Origin of the sequence: Ochrobactrum sp. BTU2 (assembly GCF_024539785.1) — a bacterium.
Taxonomy (GTDB): Bacteria; Pseudomonadota; Alphaproteobacteria; order Rhizobiales; family Rhizobiaceae; genus Brucella; species Brucella anthropi.
Window position 1 is genome coordinate 70,618 of sequence record NZ_JAHWRG010000011.1, and the last position, 13,349, is coordinate 83,966.

Here is a 13,349-nt window from a genome sequence, read left to right on the forward strand (position 1 = left end):
TGCGATGGTCCTTTCTGGTTGAGGCTAAAGGCCGAGGGAGCGCTTGCGCCCGAAGTCCCAATCTACGCCGCCATCATCGCGGGCTACGCCGGAGACGTGACGGCCGATCTGTTTTTCGAGAGAGGGCGACCAGGGCACGAGCTGGAAGCCGAGGCCGTCGTCGATCATGGCGAAGCGGCCGGAGGCGAGCGCGAAACGCTGGCGATAGGAGCCGGCGACATATTCGCCGCTGGCTGCGCGCTCGAAGGACATGCCGGTCTCGGTTGCGAGCTTCTCGCCGAGGTTGTCGAGTTCGCGTTGGCGCAAGGTGCTGAGCAGCCGGCGCGCGAAGACGACGCGACCGCCCTGCCGCTCGGCAAAGCCCTCGCCGATCAGATGTTCAGCGCGTTCGTCCAGAGCCTGACGGACCTCAGCGCCGAAACCGCTGTCCGACAGCGCGATCGGATCGCGGGCGATGGCCTGCCGGTCGAGCCAGGTCGCGCCCGAGGCGCCGACTTGCGCACCAAGATCGAGATCGGCGCGGACGGCGAGCGCGACGCGGCGCTGCCCCTGCGGGTCCTCCCAGGATCGCAACTCGACGATGGAACCGGGCGGACTGTCGCCGGCGGCGTCGAGATGCGGCAGCTTGATGTGATGGGTCCGCCCGTCGGTGCCGTCGACCACGGCATAAGCGGTGCCCTTCAACTCGTCGTCGAGGCCGCGCTCGACCAGGCGGCCGATGACGGGAACGTCAAGGCTTTCGCCGGCGAGGACATAGCTGGCCGAGCCGCGTTCGATGCCGCGTTCGGTCAGGGCACGGTGCATGCGCTTGATGATGTCGCCGCGCTCGCCCAGTTCACGCAGGACCGCTTCGGCTTCGGGCTTGATGAACCATTGCGAGAGGCCGATCTCTTCGGCAAGACCGCGGATTTCAAGGGTTCGCAGCCGCCCCACCTTCAGAGTATGAAACTCGTCCGGCTGGCGGTCGGGAAGCGGGGCAAGGTCGATGATGCCGGACTTGCCGGCGTCGCGCACAAGCTGCCGGTCGAGCTGCGTCCAGCGTTCCGCCTCGACCTGCCGCTCCAGATTGCGGTGGATCTCCAGATCGGTGCGGGGCCCGAGTTCCTGCGTGACCAGATCCTGCGCACGGGCGCGCATGCCCTCCTTGATGTAGTCGCGGGAAATCACCAGGTCCTGGCCATCGTCGGTGCGGCCGCGCAGGATGATATGGATATGGGGATTGTCGGTGTTCCAGTGATCGACGGCGACCCAATCGAGGCGCGTGCCGAGATCCTTCTCCATCTGCCCCATCAGCTCGCGGGCGTGATCCTTCAGATTGGCCATGTCCACCGCGTCTTCGGGCGAGACGATGAAGCGGAAATGATGCCTGTCGTCCTGGCACTTTTCCGCGAAAGCGCCGACATCCATGTCGTCCCTTTCCGGGCCGAACATCCGCGCCTTTTCCCCGTCGCGGGTCACGCCATCGCGGCGCAGATAATTAAGGTGTGCGCCGAGCGGAGCCGAGCGTGCCGTTTGGCGAACCACGCGGGTCTTGATGACGGCGATGCGCGAGCGTCCGGTGAGAAGCCGGTTGGCCTGGATGCTGGCGCGCTGACCGCGCCCGAAGCGTGAGCGGTTGCCCGAGGTGATCTTGCCGGAGCGCGAGACGCGTCCGCCGGCTTTCTGGGCGGCGGCGAGCGCCTGGGCGACAAAGGGCCTCGCCTGTTGCGCGCGGGTCGAGCGGATACGGCCCGGACGGATGCGGAACTCGTTGTCATCGGACATGGGGCGCCCCCGCACGGTGCAAATCATCAAGGAAAATCAGGAAGAGGAGCGCGCAGCGCACGGTGCGCGCCAGCGCCGCACGGTGCGGGACGCGCCGGAAACCTGAACAAAAACAACCGCCCGCCACAGCCGCACCGTGCGGCCTTTTATCTCGCCATCCTTCGGTCGTGGTGCCTGCCGCCACCGCCCGCACCCTCCATGATGCGCCGGAGCCCGATGCAGTGCGAGAAACCGCGGAGCCGCTCATGGCCGGTCCCCACCGGCATTGCGGGCGACGAAGAGGCCCTCCGGCTGCAAGGCCGTGAGGGCGTCGGGTGTCGCCGGAAGGGGCGAAGGGACGTCATTCGGCGCGCGATCGGGCAACGCCGGATCGGCGGCGGAAGCATCATTTTCGCGGACCACAAAGATCGCCGCCTCACGCCAGTCGAGCGGCCAGGGCGCAACGGAAGCGGAGCCCGAAGGCGCTTCGCCGAGCAGAGCCGGCGCAAGCGAAGCGACATAGGCGCGCGTCTCGGCCGGCAGCGGACGATCTGCCAGGCGGTATTGGTCGTAGCGGCCGGGACCGGCATTGTAGGCCGCCAGCATCGCGGCGACATTGCCGTAGCGGTCCCACATCTCGCGCAGATAGGCCGTGCCCGCGAGGATGTTGTCGCGCGGATCATAGGGGTCGCGACCTAAGCGATAGCGGATGCGCAGTTCCGCCCAGGTATCGGGCATGACCTGCATCAGGCCCATTGCGCCCGCCGAGGAAACGGCGCGCACATCGCCCGCGCTTTCCGCCCGCATGACTGCGGCGATCCATATCGCCGGGATGCCGAAACGCTGCGATGCCTCAGTGATATGCGCGGCGTGCGGATGCGCGGCGCCCCCGCGATCCGGCACGGCGGTCTGCGCCAGAGCGGGCGACGTCGCGATTGCTGAGCTGAAGAGGCCGGAAAGAAGAAGGAGGAGAATGCGGCGATGGACGCCGCATCTCCCGGTGGCGGGGCGAGGACAGGAAGTGTTCATGATCATTCCTGGTCGTCGCGCTTCTTCTGGCGGGTCCAGTGCAGGCCCCAGTCGCGGCCGTCTTCGTCCGACTGGAACAGGCGGGCGCGGATCGGCTGCTCGAAGACGGGATCATCGAGGAGCACGGAGATGAAGGTACCCGCGCGTTCGCCGGAGTGTTTCCAGCCCGCGCCGACTTCCGGCCCGTTATCATCTCCGAGGTGAATGCGATAGGCGGGCGCGTTCTCGGCATCCGTGTTCTCGGTGGGAACGAATGTCAGTTCGACGTCGAGCGAGAGCGTGCGCACACGCCCGGAATAGCCGGACGGGGTGCGGGTGAATTGCCCGATCTGTGGCATTGAAGGTTCCTTTCCTACGCGGTGGAGAAGACGCGGGCCGTTCGCACGCCCCGCTATGGACGCGCCGTCACCGCATCGGCGCGCGCCAGACGAAGCGGCCGTCGCCATCCTCGTCGGTGAAAAGCGGGGTGGCCCGGCCGATCACCGCCGCGGCGGAGAACGGGCCGAAGTAGCGGCCGTCGAGGCTGTCGGCAGCTTCGAGGTTCATGAGGAAAAGTTCGCCGTCGGCGATCACCCGGCAGCCCCGCCAGACCGGCAGGTCGCGGCCACGGCTGTCGCGGTCGCGGGCCTCGCCGAGCGGAACGTCGTCCACCGTGATGGCTCGGCCGTCGCGGCACACCCGCTGACCCGGCAGACCGACGACGTGCTTCAGGATTGGCACGTCACGGCCGACATAGCCGCGTTCGACCATGAAGGAGGCGAACGGTTCGGGCGGCATGACGGCGACGAGATCCGGCACCTCGATCCGTTCTGCCGGGGATACCGTGTAGAAGCCGACCGGCACGCTGGCCGATGCGTTCCAGACCAGCCTTGGCGCGGTCGGAACAAGTCCGGCAATGGCGATGCCGAGCGTGGCCGCGGCCGTCACGATGACATAGCCGGAGCGGTTCATTCCCCGATCTCCCGGCGCCGGAGCCATGCCAGATGGCGCTTGGTCGTGTAGGGACGCGGGATCTCGCCTGCGTTCATCCAGTGGGCGACATGGCGCCAGTGATCGGGATCGGCCTCGGCGGGATCGACGCCGAGCGTCTCGATGCCGTCGACATGGCGGAGCACGTCCTCGACCTTCGGCCAGCTTTCGACCTTCAGCAGGATTTCGCCGCCGGGGCGCACGAAGGGCAGCGTCTGATAGGCGCAGCCGGGCGCGACGGTTCGCACGATGTCGATCCGCGAGATCACGGTGCCGTAGTCGTTCGCCGCCCAGCGGACGAATGCGAAGACGGCGCCGGGACGGAAGGAAACGATGCGGCGGTTGCGGTCGAGAATCTGTGTTCCCGCCTCGTGGCCGAACCTGATCCAGTATTCGATCTTCTTTTCCACCCACGTCAGCTCCACGCGGGTCAGATCATCTTCATGGGCTGCGGCGCCGATCATGAGCGCTCTCCTGATGTGTCGGGAAATTCGCGCGCGAGCAATTCGCGCAGCATGTCGGTGACGGTGCCGCCGCGCCTGATCGCAGCGATCTTGATCCGCCCGCGAAGCTCGGGCGTGATGTCGATCGTCAGGCGGGCGGAATAGACCGCGGCATCGCCGCTGCGTTCCGGCGGCGTGTCACCGGCCCGGATCCAACCATCGGGATCGACCGGACGGGCGGCAAAGCCGCGCTTCCCGTTGCGCTCCGTCATGACGAAGCTCCGTCATGGAACGGCAGCACGGCGGCGATGCGCGCCCGCGCCCGCTCGGCCATGTCGGGGTCGATCTCGCAGCCGAGATAGCGCCGGCCGGAAAGCCGGCAGGCTTCCCCGGCCGCACCAGAGCCCGCGAACCAATCGCCGACCAGCCCGCCTTCCGGGCAACTCGTGCGGATCAGGATTTCCAGCAGCGCCGACGGTTTCTCGGTCGGATGGATCGCGCGGCCGTGGCAGTTGCGCAGGTAGATGACCGACCGCATGAGGCGCGGCCCACCGTCATGGCTGACATAATGGCCAGCGTCGATCTGGCCGGTATGGGGAGGACGTTGCTTGCGGCGAACCGTCCGCGCGGTGGCGTCGGGCGTGGTCTGGACGGCGTTGTAGATGTCACGCCAGGCGGTCTCTGCCGGATAAAACTGGACGGCCAGCTCATGCACCCGCTTGAAGCGGTCGGCATGAAATCCGGTGCCGTTCTGCTTTTCCCAGACGATCTCCTGCGCGATCCGCAAGCCGGCATCGGCGAAGCGGTCGGCCGTCGCCATGAAGCTGCGCAGCGAGCCGAAGACCCAGAGCGAGCCGGTCGGCCTGAGGGCGGCGCGCGCCAGCGCGACCCAGCCCTCGACGCGCCGATCCCAGGCGAGCGAAGTGTCGCCATAGGGCGGATCGGCGATGATCATGTCGTAGGGTGCGTGCCAGGGCATTTCTTCGCGGCAGTCGCCGGTGAGAACGCTCATCGTGCGGCCCTCCCGATGCCCAGCCCTTCGATCTCGGCGGTGAGCGCGGCGATCTCACGGGCGGCAGGAGATTGGCGGTCGATCTCGCTGGCGAGCCGCCCGGACTGCGCGGCGTCGGCGAAGACGACGCGCTGACCGATGGTGCTGGCGAGCAGCGGAGGATCGTGGTCCGCCAGCGTCTCGGCCGTCTCGCGGGCAATGACGGTGCGGGCGCCACAGCGGTTGAGAACGAAGCGGGCGACGAGTTGCGGGCGATAGATACGCGCCTCCGCCAGGAGGGCGAGCATCTCGGCCGAGGCCCAGCCGTCGAACGGCGATGGCTGCACCGGGATCAGCACGAGATCGGCGGCGAGCAGCGCGGAGCGCATGAGGCCGGCGACGCGCGGAGGCCCATCGATGACGATATGATCGGCATCGCGGGCGAGTTCGGGGGCCTCACGGTGCAGCGTATCGCGCACCAGGCCGACCGTGCCGAAGGCACGCGGCAGGCCCTCACGCGCGCGTTGCTGCGACCAGTCGAGGGCAGAGCCTTGCGGATCGGCGTCGATCAGGGTGACGCGCTTGCCGCCCCGCGCCAGTTCTCCAGCGAGATGCAGCGCCAGCGTCGTCTTGCCGACGCCGCCCTTCTGGTTGAGGAGAGAGATGATCATCGGCGTCCTCCCCTCGGATCGACAGGAGTTCGGGCAGTCTCGGAGGCGGTAGATTCAGGGGAGTCGGTTGTTTCTGAAGCCGTCTGGCGCGCGGATGGCGCGACCCATGCGCTCTTCTTCGCAGCTATGCTGAGGCTTCTGGCGGTGTCGCGGATGAGGTTTTCCACATCGCGCGCGCGCTCTTCAAGGTTAGCGTCTACGTTAGACTCTAAGTTAAGGGCGAGATTTCGTGTTTCTGTGTCGGATGTTAGGGCTGGTTTCGGTTCCCTATAGCACGCGACCCGGGTTCCCGATGGCACGCCTCTCCGGGTTCCGGATGGCACGACGCCTTGCACAGGTTTTCCACAGGCCGGCACCGGCTCGAAGGCGAGCAGCGCGCGGCCGCCGATCTCGATCTCCAGGAACAGCGCATAACCGGGCAGCGGCTGGCGACGGATGATGTCGCGCAACTCGAAGGCAAAGCGCTTGAACGGCGACAGGCTGCCGGATTTCTGGTGCAGGTGACGGAAGTCGAAGCGCCAGCCTCTGCGCTGGCGTCCGCCATGTTTGCGGACGATCCGGTAGAGCCAGCGTTCGAGTCCGCCGGTCAGATCGAAATAGTTCCGGTCAATGGTCAGGATGAGCGCATCATCGACAACCGCCTGATAGAACCAGTCCGGCACGATCATCTCGATACCGTCGGCCTTGCCGCAGCCATCGGTGCGCTCCTTCCATTCGTTGATCCAGGAGAAGCGGTGACGGCGACCTTCTGCCGGCTGGCGTATCGTGGTGGTGACGGTGGTGGACTGGAGCCGGTCGAGTGCGGCCTTCAGGCGCCGATAATCGCGCACCGAGGTGCCGCGCCCGATGAAGCGGAGGATTTCGTAAGGTGTGGCGACCATGAGCCGCGAGGTGCGAAGCCCGGCGTCGCGAGCCTCGACGATCTGGCTTGCCGCCCAGATGAGGATGTCGGCGTCCCAGATGGTCGCCATGCCATGATCGGGAACGGCTTCGACGCGGATCGCAACATCACCGGCCGAGAAATCGATCGGCGCAATGCGATGGGTCTTGGAAAGGGAGAAAAAGGGATAGGCCATGAGATCCTGCGCGTCTCGTGGCGCGAAATCGCCGGGGAGCGCCCTGAACAGGTCGAGTTGCCCGCGCTCGGAAGGAGATCGATGTCGCACCGCCATGAAGGGAACCGGCGGCGATCAGCGCGCATAACGTCCGGCCTGCGGGCCGGACGGAAGGGACGCATGTCGCTTGGCGGGCAGGACGGAGCCACGCGGATCGGAGGTGGACGTCACCGCGCCGCGATCGGCCCAGCTTTCGAGATCGTCGATGGCGTAGACGACACGGCCGCCGAGCTTGCGATAGGCGGGTCCGGTCCCGTAGGTGCGGTGCTTTTCCAGCGTGCGCGCCGAGAGGCTGAGAAACTCGGCGGCTTCCTTGGTGCGCAGAAAGCGCGGCGGCAAGACGACGGGTTCGTGCGGCATGGGTCGGGCCTCCATGGTGTTGGGACGGCCGCTGCGGATCAGCGGCGGGCAACGACCACGGTGGCGAAGAAGCACCGGCGAGGTGCAGGGCGAAGTTGGGGGGTATCGAAATCGCCCACCATGCTGGGCGCAGGATTGCGCTAGCGTGGGCGACGATGACGCAGGAGTTTTCGATAGCCGCCCGCGACCATGGCACGGGCATCGCGCAAGAGCGATTTGATGACATGGCGGGCAGATGATGCCTGCCATTCGTCACGGTCGAGTGGGCTGGTCTTCAAGATGACCTGCGCGATTTCCTGCTGCGTGGCGCCAGCCCTGTATCCGTCGAAAGCCCGAAGCATCCGTCGGAAACGGGCGCGCTGCTGCCGTGTCAGGCGCGTGTCTGGTGGGATTGCCCGGCCATGCAGAGCACTGAGGAAACGGCGAAGAGCTTCGATGTGGTCAAGGCCATCGAGATCCAGCGGCACGATGGCAACGGCGATCGTGTGGTCATTGTCGGTGCAGTCGAGAACCTGAAGGTATTGTCCGTTTCCAAGAGCAAACCGGAAATCGGCATCGGAATCGTCTGCCCGCAAATGAGGACGCCCGATCGGCAGAACGTGTCCGACAATATCGGCAAGCAATGAAGGGGCTTCCGCCAGCAGGATAATGCTGGTGTCTTCGCGCGGAAGCCAGAAGACGGGGGCATCAGGAGGCGGGGTCTGGGGGTCGACCGGGAAATCGCAGCCCCCACCGCTGCCGGATTCGTTCGGTCAGCGGTTCGGGATCTCCATGGCCTGCAACTGAGGCTTCAAAATCGGCGTCGTAGGCATCGTTGCGGCGGAGCCATTCCCAGGCCAGATCGGATGCCGTCAACGCATCCAGATGCTCGTATTCCGCCGAGGAACGCCAGGTAGATGCGTCGGGTGTCATCGCGATCTCCCACATCAAGGTCGAGAAAGTTGGGGATTCACGATTCCCGCTCGGGTTGAATTGATCAAGTCAGGTCAGAATCAACAGGTGATGCGTCCAGCGCATCACGATGAAGGTCGCTGCTGGCTTTCGCGGACCAGTTCGCGGTAGCCGCGTTCGGTCATCCAATGCGCGCGCGCGAGATGAGCGTCATGAACGAAGCGGCAGCGCTGGGGGTCGAGATCGGGATCGAGATCGAAGAGGATTCGCACCGCCTCGCGCCAGTCGGCCCCGTCGCGCTCGGCATCGAGCAACCGCATGTAGAGCTTCATATGCTCGCGATCATAGGACGTCAGCGTGTGGCTGGACGGTGGTTCATCAAGAAATGTCTGCGTCGCGCGTCCCATCACTCGCTCACGATCAGGTAACGTGTTTGTTAACCATCTCTGGTGAGAGATAGCCATTCTTTTTGACGAGAGCAGGTCAACGCCCAAGCCCCGACGCTACCTTTGGGCATCGATCCTGTCGTGCAGGAGCAACACCCCTTCGCCCTTGTCCGTCGACAGGAGAACGATTCCGGCTGCTTCGAGTGCGCGGCGCACCTGATCGCGCGTCGATTCGAACACCTCGAGCCCGCTTTGGGATTCGAGGCGTTTGAGCGCGGTCAATGCGACCTGGGCCTTGTCAGCGAGCGTCTCCTGTGTCCAACCCAGCAACGCGCGCGCGGCCCGTGATTGGCGGGCGGTGATCATACATGATCACCTCCCATTCGGACCTGTGCGCACTCCAGAACTACGACTTCTCTATTCGGACCAACCGGATAGCGGGCTTCCCACACTCTCCAGCCGGCTATTTACATACTATAGTTGATAAACTCAAAGTATGTAAATCGCGATCTTCATGCGCATGGATATGCGCAAACTGGTCGGCCGGAACTTCGCCCGCCTGCGTCGGGAGAAGGGCCTGACCCAGGAAGAGGTCGAAGTACGTTCCGGCTTCAGCCAGCAATATCTCAGCAGCCTCGAACGCGGCCGGAGGAATCCGACCGTGATCACGCTGTATGAGCTCGCCCAAGCCCTCGGTGTCAGCCACGTCGATCTGGTCGTTCCCGACGACGAGGTTTGAGCGGCACGCCCGCGAGGATCATGCTTCTCTTCGTGGTCGGTACGAGACCGCCACAGGATGGGATCAGAGGAACCGGCGGGACAATCTAAATTGCGACATCACCTCGGCATCGGCCTTGGCGGTCAAGTCGTATTTGCGCGCTCGCCGTTCCCCGTCCCCTCGCGGGGAAGTGCCTCGGCCAAGTTTCACCTAGCCGAACTTTATACCGATGGGGCTGCGCCGTCCGAGCGCTTGCCCCAATCGAATTCCGTTCCGTCGATCCACATGCGATGGAGGATCACGGCGATCTTGCGCGCCAGCGCGATGATTGCCTTCTTGTGGCCCCGGCGTCGCGAGATCTGTGCGCCCCATGCCTTGAGTGCCGACCACCGTTTCACTTGCGTCAGCAGAACTTGTGCAGCCTCATAGAGGAGGCTTCGCATCATCTCATCGCCCCATCTCGAGATCCGACCACTGCGATCCACCTCACCGGATTGCTGCTTGCGGGGTGTCAGTCCGAAGTGTGCACCGACTGTTCGCGAGCGCGGGAAGCGTGCCGGGACATCGACTGGCCATATCCATGAGCTGACGAGTGCGCTCTGTGGATGTCGGCTTCTTGCCGGTGTGAGGATCGGCCACGATGTCGCCAAAGGTATAGATGCCGAGTTCCACGACCTGTCCTTTCGAGGAGAAGGACCGGGGCGCACCCCGATCCAATCTTCGTTGATTAAGCGTCGACGCTGCCGCGCAGGACGGCTGGCGAGCCATAAGGCGAGGGCTTGGGACGTGCACGGTTCTGGGTGAGGAACGACACCGCCAGCAGCACCAGCCCCACCAAGGACGGCGGCAACCCGGCGAAGTCGGAGACGCCGATATGGGCGCCGGCTGCGAGGATCAGGTGGAAGAACATGCCGGCATAAGCCAGGTCCGACAGCGCCACGTTGAAGCGCGAGAGGATCGTCGCCGCGGCCAGGAGCTTCACCACCCCGAGGATCGGCACGATGTAGCCGGGATAGCCGAAGTTGACGAAGAGACCTTGCACCATCTGGATGTTGAACAGGTACATCAGACCGCCGCCCAAATAGATGAGCGACAGGAGGATCGTGGCTATCCAGTAGACCCACTTGATGTTCATGGCTGGCCTACTTCAGGTTGGCGACGAGCACGTCGCGCAAGTCCTTCGGGGGACGGCCGGCGAGTTTCTCGACGTCACCGGTCACTACGTCAAAGGCGCCAGCGGCGAAATCCTGCTGGATGCCGACGACCGTGTTGATCACGAAGTCCGGCAGACCCATCTGCGCCATGCCATCCTGCAGGGTTTCGACCGGAACCACCGCGAAGCCGATCTGGGTGCCGAGGATCTCGGAAACGAGCCCGGCGCGTTCGGCGCCGGTGTAGCTCTTGGCGCCGGTGGCGTTGTAGATGGCGCCTGAATGACCTTCGGTCAGCACGATCCCCGCAGCAGCAGCGGCGACGTCCTCGCGGCTCACGAACGCTACCTTGTTCTCGGCCAAGCCGGTCAGGGCTCCGGACGCTGCCGATTGCTTTGCTTCATCGGCGAGCGCTTCCGCATAGTAGTTCATACGGAGAATCGTCCACTGAGGAGCCGACTTGATCAGCGCCTGTTCGCCGCGCCAGTAGCTGGCACCAATGGCGGGCTCGGCTTGCTCGCGGGTGCCGGCAGCCGACAGGAGCACGATGTGCTTCACGCCCGCAGCAACTGCAGCGGCGATCGCAGCTTCGTTCTGTGAACCGCGCATGCCTGGGCGAAGGTCTCCTGTAGGAATTAGGATGACCTTGTCGAGCCCGGCATAGGCCGTGGCCAGGGTTCCGGGCTTGTCGTAGTCGCCTTCGCGCCCTTCGACACCATCCGAGTTCTTAGGGGTGCGGGAAATGGCGACGATCTTGTGGCCTTTGTTGCGAGCCTGAAGTTCGCGGACCATGGCTTGTCCAAGCTTGCCGCTTGCACCGCTGACACCGATATTCATGATTGAACCTTCCGTTACGTTCCGTTAGAGCGTAGCGATATGAAGGTTCGCAGATCGATGCGCAAGAACGCACGATTTCGAACGTCACGCACCCCGAGGTGCGTAATGGAGATAATGATGGTCAAATCAAAACTTAAGCTCGTCGAAGTTGACTATGCCTCGGAAGGCGAAGCCAACTGCAAGGCGCTTGGCCAGATCTTCGAGCGCATCGGCGACAAATGGACGATTATGATTGTGGGTGCGCTGTCCCGAGGGCCCATGCGGTTTAATGCCTTGCAGAGGTCAATCCCCGGATTGTCCCACAAAATGCTGACGACAACCCTCCGTGGGCTGGAGCGCGACGGTCTGGTGACCCGCACGGCCTTCGCCACCATCCCGCCCCGTGTCGATTATGAGCTGACAGAGCAAGGTAGTTCGTTGCACGAACCGCTGCTAACCTTGGCCTCATGGGCTCGGTCGCAACAAAGCTACATAGAGGGCGCCCGAAAGAGGTTCGATGAACGAGCCGAGGAATAGTCGATAAGATTCTCGCGCCGCCTTCGGATACGCTGATGAACGGACGGTTTTGGCAGTTCGCCCAGAGCAGAAACGACCGCAATGCGCTCGCTTCCCGCCATAACGAACCCACAAAGTGTGGACAAGAACGCAGCCCGAATACCCCATCTATTTTAGTCGTTCTATGATCGCGCGCCAATCTGTTTATGCGCGAAAACGCCTGATGTGGCGAAACTTGGTCTCACGACCTCACATCTGATTCGGTCGCCGGGCGGTTACTCCGATTGCGTCTTGGGAATGTGGCTCAACAGGCTCAGGGAGAGGAGGATGGGTTTGGGAAGGAGGGCGAGGGAACCGTCGCCTCCTTCCCATGGGTGGGTTCAAGGGAGGGGCTTCAGCCCTTCCCTTGGGGAGGATGTTTGAAGGAGGGGGCCTGCCCCTTCCTTCATGGGGAGAGTTTGAGAGGGGTGGCTTGCCCCCCTTTCATCAGTCCTGGTGGCCGGTCGATCCGGCCGCCGGGGCTCCTGACGACGAAGCAAAGACGAGAGGCGGCTTTGCCGCCTCTCGTCGCAGGCTCAGTCGGTATCCGGTCCCCAGAGCGGATTGCTCACCGGGTCCTCGATGTGGCCCCAGTCCGGTTCCAACCCGGCGATCACTGCCTTGACCTTGTGCCCATCGATGTCCGTGCGCCCCTGCGCGACGAGGATGCTCACCGCCGCCGGGTTCGCCTCGATGGCCCGGATCGCGTCCTCCATGTCATCGTAGGGTCCGAGGTTTTCGATGGGGATCACATCGCCGTCCTCATCGTAGCCGCCGTGCAGATACATCGGCGCATCTGCCAGTTCCTCCGCCGCCAGTTCGGCCTCTCGGATGAGGCGGAAGGCATGCTTGCGCTCGCGCCAGTAAGCTGCGCTGCCACCGTCGATGCTGATGATCTTGTGATTATTCATGTCATGTCTCCTTTCGCTCTCTGACGGAAGGAGCCTGCACTGTAGCCGCGAGGGGTCAGGGATCGCGAAGCGACCGCCAACGGCGGCGAGCGGGGAAGCCGATTTTCTGGCGGCGCCCTATGGGCGGCGACTGAAAATTGGGGGGACCGCGATGTCCTTGACGCCGGAGTGGCTGGTGCATGATCCGAAGTCAGAGAGAGAAGAGCCCGCGGCCCCGACCAGGGGCCGCGACAATATTCGGCGCCGCCGACAGGGGGAGGTTTGGAGGGGGTTTCCCCTCCATGGGTGGGGGAGTTTGAGGGGGCGGGGCACTGCCCTGCCCCTTCATGGGGAGTGTTTGAGAGGGGCGGCTTGCCCCCCTTTCATCAGACATGCCGAGCGGTCGATCCGCTCGACATGTCTTCATGGACGGGGGGAAAGGTGACGGGCGCGTTCCGGTGCGAACATGGGGAAAACCCGGCGGCTTGCGCCGCCGGGCTCCGAGCGTCCCGCTCAGAACGGGATGTCGTCGTCGTCGATGAACTGTAAGCGCGCATTTCTAGGCACCTTTTCTGGCTAACGAGATTGAGGCAAAGGGTGTCCACCGATAGAAAGGGTGGA

Annotated in this window: 19 protein-coding genes and 1 pseudogene; 2 read left to right on the forward strand and 18 right to left on the reverse strand. The window is 64.4% G+C overall.

Annotated elements, in window-relative coordinates; translation table 11 throughout:
- Positions 1–24: 24 nt before the first annotated feature.
- The 14 genes from KWJ32_RS22670 to KWJ32_RS22735 form a co-directional block, all read right to left on the reverse strand.
- A complete protein-coding gene (locus KWJ32_RS22670; RefSeq protein WP_037092212.1) occupies positions 25–1,764 on the reverse strand; it encodes a VirD2 family relaxase/mobilization nuclease in 1,740 nt (579 codons plus the stop codon).
- A 243-nt stretch (positions 1,765–2,007) separates the two neighbouring features.
- A complete protein-coding gene (locus KWJ32_RS22675) occupies positions 2,008–2,772 on the reverse strand; it encodes a lytic transglycosylase domain-containing protein (RefSeq protein ID WP_210251061.1) in 765 nt (254 codons plus the stop codon).
- 2 nt (positions 2,773–2,774) lie between these two features.
- Complete coding sequence (locus KWJ32_RS22680; RefSeq protein ID WP_037092213.1) at positions 2,775–3,110, reverse strand: DUF736 domain-containing protein; 336 nt, start codon at positions 3,108–3,110, stop codon at positions 2,775–2,777.
- A gap of 67 nt (positions 3,111–3,177) precedes the next feature.
- Complete coding sequence (locus tag KWJ32_RS22685) at positions 3,178–3,723, reverse strand: S26 family signal peptidase (RefSeq protein ID WP_037092214.1); 546 nt, start codon at positions 3,721–3,723, stop codon at positions 3,178–3,180.
- Positions 3,720–4,205, reverse strand: a complete 486-nt coding sequence (locus KWJ32_RS22690; RefSeq protein WP_037092215.1) for a DUF2840 domain-containing protein — start codon at positions 4,203–4,205, stop codon at positions 3,720–3,722. The genes KWJ32_RS22685 and KWJ32_RS22690 overlap by 4 nt, the downstream gene beginning before the upstream one ends.
- A complete protein-coding gene (locus KWJ32_RS22695) occupies positions 4,202–4,456 on the reverse strand; it encodes a hypothetical protein (protein WP_037092216.1) in 255 nt (84 codons plus the stop codon). The genes KWJ32_RS22690 and KWJ32_RS22695 overlap by 4 nt, the downstream gene beginning before the upstream one ends.
- A complete protein-coding gene (locus KWJ32_RS22700; RefSeq protein WP_151609595.1) occupies positions 4,453–5,196 on the reverse strand; it encodes a site-specific DNA-methyltransferase in 744 nt (247 codons plus the stop codon). Before KWJ32_RS22700 ends, KWJ32_RS22695 begins: the two co-directional genes overlap by 4 nt.
- Positions 5,193–5,846, reverse strand: coding sequence for a ParA family partition ATPase (parA, locus tag KWJ32_RS22705; protein WP_037092218.1), 654 nt, complete (start codon positions 5,844–5,846; stop codon positions 5,193–5,195). Before parA ends, KWJ32_RS22700 begins: the two co-directional genes overlap by 4 nt.
- Positions 5,843–7,018 (reverse strand): replication initiator protein A, encoded by a 1,176-nt coding sequence (locus KWJ32_RS22710; RefSeq protein ID WP_151609597.1) that lies wholly within the window; start codon positions 7,016–7,018, stop codon positions 5,843–5,845. Before KWJ32_RS22710 ends, parA begins: the two co-directional genes overlap by 4 nt.
- A gap of 18 nt (positions 7,019–7,036) precedes the next feature.
- Entirely contained in the window at positions 7,037–7,321 is a 285-nt protein-coding gene (locus KWJ32_RS22715) for a helix-turn-helix domain-containing protein (protein WP_037092220.1), read from the reverse strand.
- Positions 7,322–7,461: 140 nt separating this feature from the next.
- On the reverse strand, positions 7,462–7,944 hold the full coding sequence (locus tag KWJ32_RS22720) for a DUF2285 domain-containing protein (RefSeq protein WP_231771509.1): 483 nt from the start codon (positions 7,942–7,944) through the stop codon (positions 7,462–7,464).
- A gap of 64 nt (positions 7,945–8,008) precedes the next feature.
- Positions 8,009–8,233 (reverse strand): DUF6499 domain-containing protein, encoded by a 225-nt coding sequence (locus KWJ32_RS22725; protein WP_122521536.1) that lies wholly within the window; start codon positions 8,231–8,233, stop codon positions 8,009–8,011.
- A 104-nt stretch (positions 8,234–8,337) separates the two neighbouring features.
- The gene (locus tag KWJ32_RS22730; protein WP_343052554.1) at positions 8,338–8,676 is read right to left on the reverse strand and encodes a DUF2285 domain-containing protein; all 339 of its coding nucleotides are present in this window, start codon (positions 8,674–8,676) and stop codon (positions 8,338–8,340) included.
- A gap of 39 nt (positions 8,677–8,715) precedes the next feature.
- Positions 8,716–8,964, reverse strand: a complete 249-nt coding sequence (locus KWJ32_RS22735) for an XRE family transcriptional regulator (protein WP_037092223.1) — start codon at positions 8,962–8,964, stop codon at positions 8,716–8,718.
- 154 nt (positions 8,965–9,118) lie between these two features.
- Between KWJ32_RS22735 and KWJ32_RS22740 the strand changes: the two genes are divergently transcribed.
- Positions 9,119–9,337, forward strand: coding sequence for a helix-turn-helix transcriptional regulator (locus KWJ32_RS22740; protein WP_037092238.1), 219 nt, complete (start codon positions 9,119–9,121; stop codon positions 9,335–9,337).
- A gap of 200 nt (positions 9,338–9,537) precedes the next feature.
- Here KWJ32_RS22740 and KWJ32_RS22745 read toward each other — a convergent pair.
- The 3 genes and pseudogenes from KWJ32_RS22745 to KWJ32_RS22755 form a co-directional block, all read right to left on the reverse strand.
- Positions 9,538–9,885 (reverse strand): annotated as a pseudogene (locus KWJ32_RS22745) (transposase); the annotation flags it as partial.
- A 158-nt stretch (positions 9,886–10,043) separates the two neighbouring features.
- Positions 10,044–10,451, reverse strand: coding sequence for a DoxX family protein (locus KWJ32_RS22750; RefSeq protein ID WP_037092224.1), 408 nt, complete (start codon positions 10,449–10,451; stop codon positions 10,044–10,046).
- 7 nt (positions 10,452–10,458) lie between these two features.
- Positions 10,459–11,304 carry an SDR family oxidoreductase gene (locus KWJ32_RS22755; RefSeq protein ID WP_037092225.1) on the reverse strand — a complete coding sequence of 282 codons (846 nt, stop codon included), beginning with the start codon at positions 11,302–11,304 and terminating at the stop codon, positions 10,459–10,461.
- Positions 11,305–11,421: 117 nt separating this feature from the next.
- On the opposite strand from KWJ32_RS22755, the gene KWJ32_RS22760 reads away from it, so the two are divergent.
- Positions 11,422–11,820: a helix-turn-helix domain-containing protein gene (locus KWJ32_RS22760; RefSeq protein ID WP_151691280.1), complete on the forward strand. Its 399-nt coding sequence runs from the start codon at positions 11,422–11,424 to the stop codon at positions 11,818–11,820.
- 554 nt (positions 11,821–12,374) lie between these two features.
- On the opposite strand, the gene KWJ32_RS22765 is transcribed toward KWJ32_RS22760, so the two are convergent.
- The gene (locus KWJ32_RS22765; RefSeq protein WP_037094024.1) at positions 12,375–12,749 is read right to left on the reverse strand and encodes a hypothetical protein; all 375 of its coding nucleotides are present in this window, start codon (positions 12,747–12,749) and stop codon (positions 12,375–12,377) included.
- Between the last annotated feature and the right edge of the window lie 600 nt (positions 12,750–13,349).

Bases quoted from the DNA above. Each gene is read 5' to 3' on its own strand.
- KWJ32_RS22715 (WP_037092220.1), bottom strand. From the start codon at position 7,321: ATGCCGCACGAACCCGTCGTCTTGCCGCCGCGCTTTCTGCGCACCAAG.
- KWJ32_RS22730 (WP_343052554.1), bottom strand. From the start codon at position 8,676: ATGGCTATCTCTCACCAGAGATGGTTAACAAACACGTTACCTGATCGT.
- KWJ32_RS22685 (WP_037092214.1), bottom strand. From the start codon at position 3,723: ATGAACCGCTCCGGCTATGTCATCGTGACGGCCGCGGCCACGCTCGGC.
- KWJ32_RS22760 (WP_151691280.1), top strand. From the start codon at position 11,422: ATGGTCAAATCAAAACTTAAGCTCGTCGAAGTTGACTATGCCTCGGAA.
- KWJ32_RS22670 (WP_037092212.1), bottom strand. From the start codon at position 1,764: ATGTCCGATGACAACGAGTTCCGCATCCGTCCGGGCCGTATCCGCTCG.
- KWJ32_RS22735 (WP_037092223.1), bottom strand. From the start codon at position 8,964: ATGATCACCGCCCGCCAATCACGGGCCGCGCGCGCGTTGCTGGGTTGG.
- KWJ32_RS22675 (WP_210251061.1), bottom strand. From the start codon at position 2,772: ATGAACACTTCCTGTCCTCGCCCCGCCACCGGGAGATGCGGCGTCCAT.
- KWJ32_RS22740 (WP_037092238.1), top strand. From the start codon at position 9,119: ATGGATATGCGCAAACTGGTCGGCCGGAACTTCGCCCGCCTGCGTCGG.
- parA (WP_037092218.1), bottom strand. From the start codon at position 5,846: ATGATCATCTCTCTCCTCAACCAGAAGGGCGGCGTCGGCAAGACGACG.
- KWJ32_RS22750 (WP_037092224.1), bottom strand. From the start codon at position 10,451: ATGAACATCAAGTGGGTCTACTGGATAGCCACGATCCTCCTGTCGCTC.
- KWJ32_RS22765 (WP_037094024.1), bottom strand. From the start codon at position 12,749: ATGAATAATCACAAGATCATCAGCATCGACGGTGGCAGCGCAGCTTAC.
- KWJ32_RS22725 (WP_122521536.1), bottom strand. From the start codon at position 8,233: ATGACACCCGACGCATCTACCTGGCGTTCCTCGGCGGAATACGAGCAT.
- KWJ32_RS22680 (WP_037092213.1), bottom strand. From the start codon at position 3,110: ATGCCACAGATCGGGCAATTCACCCGCACCCCGTCCGGCTATTCCGGG.
- KWJ32_RS22695 (WP_037092216.1), bottom strand. From the start codon at position 4,456: ATGACGGAGCGCAACGGGAAGCGCGGCTTTGCCGCCCGTCCGGTCGAT.
- KWJ32_RS22700 (WP_151609595.1), bottom strand. From the start codon at position 5,196: ATGAGCGTTCTCACCGGCGACTGCCGCGAAGAAATGCCCTGGCACGCA.
- KWJ32_RS22755 (WP_037092225.1), bottom strand. From the start codon at position 11,304: ATGAATATCGGTGTCAGCGGTGCAAGCGGCAAGCTTGGACAAGCCATG.
- KWJ32_RS22690 (WP_037092215.1), bottom strand. From the start codon at position 4,205: ATGATCGGCGCCGCAGCCCATGAAGATGATCTGACCCGCGTGGAGCTG.
- KWJ32_RS22710 (WP_151609597.1), bottom strand. From the start codon at position 7,018: ATGGCGGTGCGACATCGATCTCCTTCCGAGCGCGGGCAACTCGACCTG.